4 protein-coding genes are annotated in these 4143 nt (G+C 57.1%); all 4 read right to left on the bottom strand.

Annotated features, from left to right (window positions below):
* Window positions 1-53 precede the first annotated feature (53 nt).
* Genes WLQ66_RS18770 through WLQ66_RS18755 form a run of 4 tightly spaced genes read right to left on the bottom strand, consistent with a single transcriptional unit; the run spans window position 54 to window position 3766 of the window.
* Window positions 54-1250 carry a DegT/DnrJ/EryC1/StrS family aminotransferase gene (locus WLQ66_RS18770; protein ID WP_340547863.1) on the bottom strand — a complete coding sequence of 399 codons (1197 nt, stop codon included), beginning with the start codon at window positions 1248-1250 and terminating at the stop codon, window positions 54-56.
* Window positions 1247-2023 (bottom strand): glycosyltransferase family 2 protein, encoded by a 777-nt coding sequence (locus WLQ66_RS18765; protein ID WP_340547862.1) that lies wholly within the window; start codon window positions 2021-2023, stop codon window positions 1247-1249. Before WLQ66_RS18765 ends, WLQ66_RS18770 begins: the two co-directional genes overlap by 4 nt.
* Entirely contained in the window at window positions 2016-2813 is a 798-nt protein-coding gene (locus WLQ66_RS18760; protein ID WP_340547861.1) for an NAD-dependent epimerase/dehydratase family protein, read from the bottom strand. The genes WLQ66_RS18765 and WLQ66_RS18760 overlap by 8 nt, the downstream gene beginning before the upstream one ends.
* Before the next feature lie 2 nt (window positions 2814-2815).
* A complete protein-coding gene (locus WLQ66_RS18755) occupies window positions 2816-3766 on the bottom strand; it encodes a glycosyltransferase family 2 protein (protein ID WP_340547860.1) in 951 nt (316 codons plus the stop codon).
* Window positions 3767-4143 lie beyond the last annotated feature (377 nt).

Genomic DNA, 4143 nt, shown 5'->3' with positions numbered 1-4143 from the left:
AACACTTGGCATTTTGCTGTCCGTTGTTTCTGGAAATCGCCATCGGCCGCAGCTCAGGCTGCGCGGTCATGAATGCTCTTGGGACGCGCAACCGCCTTGAACGCGTCGGTGACGCAGGTCACATCCGTCGGCGACAAATTATGGTGGTTGGGCAGGTAAATCCCATAGTCGTGAATCAGATCTGCGTTTGGCAGCACCTGATGCCCGTAATGCCGGATCCAGAACGGATGGCGCGCGATATTTCCGCAGATGAGCGGTCGACACTCGATATCCTGGTCCCTGAGGTGCTCGAATACCTCCATCCTGTTCTCCACCAAGGTGCCATAGGCGAAGGAGGATAACAGCTCAGTCTCGCTGTCCTGACGATAATAACCCCGCAACTGCGCGGCGTAGATGTCAAAATTTCGTTCGCGAAGCCGGCAGATATCATCGAGTTTCAGAATTTGCTGACGCCCGATGAAGGCCTGCAGATCCGTCGAGCGCAGGTTAAACCCGGCGTAGTAGAAGGTGTAAAGGTTGCGGAAATCGTCGATATTGTGGTCTTGCTGCAGCTGATCGCGCAATGTCGGGTTGAGATCCCGGCTCCAGCCATGAGACCGCAGCGACAGCATGACCTGATGGAGCTCACTGTCATCGGTGACAACCATCCCCCCTTCGATCGTCGAGATATGATGCCCGTAATAGAATGAGAAACTGCCCGCAGTCCCATGACAGCCGAGTTTTCGCCCGTCGCTGACCGATCCCAGGGCTTCGCAGCTGTCCTCCAGCAAGAGGACATCATACCGTTCGCAGATGTCCCGGATCGCCGCCATATGGTTGGCGTGACCAAGCACATGCACAAGGATCAGCAGGGCCGGAGCCTCCTCCTTGCAGAGCCGTTCGAGATGATCCAGATCCAGCCCGAGATTGGTCGGATCGCAGTCGCAAAGCCGCACATCAAAACCGAACTGGATAAGTGGGGACACCGTGGTCACCCAGCTGACGGCGGGCGCGATCACCTTGTTGTTCCGCAACCGTCCGGCTTCGCGCGCGGCATATATCATCAGCAGGTTTGCAGACGAGCCCGAGTTCACAAATACCGCATGTTTGCAGCCCATCCATGCCGCGAACTCGGCTTCGAAGGCGGTTGTTTCTTCCGCCTTTGTCAGGCGATTCCCCGCCATCATCCAATCGGCGGTCTGCTGGAGTTCCCGCCGCGAGATGGTGTCCTGGGCCAGGGTGATCGGCCGCGGTGGCTGAAAATTCTTCATGCTTGCGCCCCTCTTACAGCCTGCATCGCCTTTAACTCGACGTAGTAATGTCGCACCTCGTTGTAAGCGGCGGTGATGTTGGCGGCCTTCTTCTGATCTTTCAGCGCGTCGATGGTGATCGAGCCATCATGAGCCCGGAAACTGGCAAGAGGTTCCTTCACAAAGCCAACCTTCGGATATCGCAGCATCGATAGCAGCGAGGCGAAGATATCTGGCCCAACCCCGTGGTATTCGCTGTTTTGCAGCGGCAACCGCCCCTGGTAGAGCGCATCGATCAATACCTGGCGCCGAAACAGAGCCGCGCCGGGGGAGATCAGGGATCCGACGATGTTTTCTTCCGCCAGGCGGTTCTCAAAAATACCCGTATCCGGCAGCCATCCCAAGAACTGCGTCATCATCTGCTTGCCGGTTTTATTGTCGACAACCTCAGCCCCGGTGAAGGCAAAGCCGACATCATCGCTGATGACAGCCAGGCATTTTTCAATGAAGGTCGGAGCAATCCAGTCATCGTCATACTGCAGGTGAACAAATTCGCCAGATGCATGCAGGACGCCCTCAAGCCAGCAAAAATGCGGGCCGAAGTCCTTTTCCCGCCGGACGTAGATGATCTTATCACCATATTCCGCGGCAACCTGCGGCGTATGATCAGTCGACCCGTGATCTACGACGATCACTTCGCAGGCGACCGTCTGATCAAGCGCACTGTCGATTGCCTTGGGCAGCATATCCGCACGGTTAAATGTGGGAACTACAATGGAAACTCTCTTAGTCATGGCGTTCTCCAAGGATCGCACGCAGGCGCGTGACATCGGCCTCTAGCGTGTCGTTCTGGCCCAGGGGCCGTATGTTCAAAGGGAAAGGAGCAAGGGATTGGGCAAAATCTGCTACCGTCATCGCACACCCGGAGCCGACGTTGACCGGCCCCTCGGCATCCGAAAGAGCGAGTTCGACAATAAGGCGCGCCGCCTGTGCAGCGGGCAGAAAATCCCGCCGACTGCCGGCACCGTAGAGGTCAAACGGCGCCTCCGGCACGGCGGTCTTCAACCGAGTGACAAGCGTCGGGCGCAGATAGCTTCCAGATTGTTCAGGGTCGTGGATCGAAAACAATCTGGCGATGCAGAGCGAGCGACCCGTCGCGGCGCAAATCTGTTGCGCAGCCAGCTCTGCCATCCGCTTGGTCTGACCATAAAGTGAAACCGGTTCGATGGTATCGGTTTCGAAAATTGGCGTCTCTTTGCTCGCATAGACATGGCTGGAGGAACACAGAAGCATCCGGGCATGAGTATTGCCAAGCGCAGCCAGAAGGTTGATCGTGCCGCCAGCGTTCACAGCAAAGGCGCCGCCGGGATCGCCCTGCACCGCCTTGACCGGCGCCATGGCAGCAAGGTGGATGACCAGATCAAGCGGGCCCGCCGTGTTGATGACCTGGGCAATCTCATCGGGTTTTGTCAGATCTGCGGTGTTGCGGATCACAACCGCATCAGGCGCAAGCTCTGCCAGAGCAGCCATGGCGTGGCGGCCAACGATACCGCCGCTGCCGGTTATGAAGATACGTTGCGACATGGTCACTGCATCGAGATGCTTTGGGCCGCGCCATGCGCTCTCAACCCCATTGAACGAAATTTCGCGGCCAGCTCCGCACTGGCTCGTTCGATTTTATTCAGCTCGACAGGGTCCGGGACACCAGCCGCGGGAGCAAGGCCGGGCCATTTGGAAAAATCACCCGAGGTGATGAAATCGGCAAAGGAAGCGCGACTGATCCCGTGATCACGCAGGTACTCATTGTCCTGGTGCGGGCGGAATTCGGCCTGGGATGTCTCGTCAGAATAGTACCGGCCGACCACCATCGGGATCCGCGTGAACTTGCGATTATTCTTGGCAAGGACCTGCCAGAAGATGGCATCGCCAATCGATTTGATCGGTGTCTGGTTGCCGAAGTAGCTCGGGTACCATGGGCCGACCTGCTCCAGGCTCCACAGTGTGGCAGGTCCATATGTTCCCCGCTCAGCCGTTCCGCTGCCAAGCCGCAGATTTGATTGTTTCTTCGGCGGCCAATCGGCAGCGAAGCAGGTATCCCAGAGGTCTTCCACAGCAAACTTTTGGTCGAGGTGACTTTCATCAAAGCTGACGAGCCATTCACCACCAACCAATGCGGATTTGGTCGCAATCGCTGCGGCGACCATCGCCTGAACGGCATTGGTGGCCAGGCGATCATCCATATTAAGGTTCATGATATATTTTGTACGTGCCAGTGCAGTTGCTGCGGACCAGGCCTCGTAGATCGTGAGCGGCTCGTCAAAACTGTGCCAGGGCGCGTCCAGCCACTCGGGGGCAACATCACCATTGTCAAAGATGTAGCAAGGCTCAACGGGGATCGACTGTGCCTTCAGATTCTCCCAATGAGACCGCAATAACTCGTGCTTGTTCGGCTGCTTATGCCAGACGGCGCAGAAAACCGTCACCAGAGGACGATCGCCTGTATCTGGATCAGGAGCATTGAAAGAGCGAAACTGCATGTGACCGGTTCTCCAGCAAAGCACGCGCAACGAACTGCGCTCACGATCCCGAAGATACGCCCATAAGAAATAAATTTGAGTTAAGTCGCGTCCGTTTCCAAAAGTCCCCAGCGACAATAGCCAGAATCCTGGTGGAAGAGCAGGACCGCGACGTCGCCTCCGGTGCAAAAGATCGCCAATGCTAAGGACCTGTTAGGGCTGAACGAGCGCTTGCAGTATCAAGGTCGCCCTTTCTTCGGATCGCGCCCGCCGTTGCGGTCAAGCGTTCGGGCGGCGGGGTTTTCCGCGCTGATGTGTACCGCTTTGGTTTGGCGCGCTTCGTTTCATGATTGGTATGATGGCTGTAGGCGCTGGGGCGCTATTTTGCTTCGGTATTG

It is taken from the genome of Phaeobacter sp. A36a-5a (assembly GCF_037911135.1).
Taxonomy (GTDB): Bacteria; Pseudomonadota; Alphaproteobacteria; order Rhodobacterales; family Rhodobacteraceae; genus Phaeobacter; species Phaeobacter bryozoorum.
Note: the sequence above shows the minus strand (reverse complement) of the source record. Positions and strands in the feature narration are given on the sequence as shown.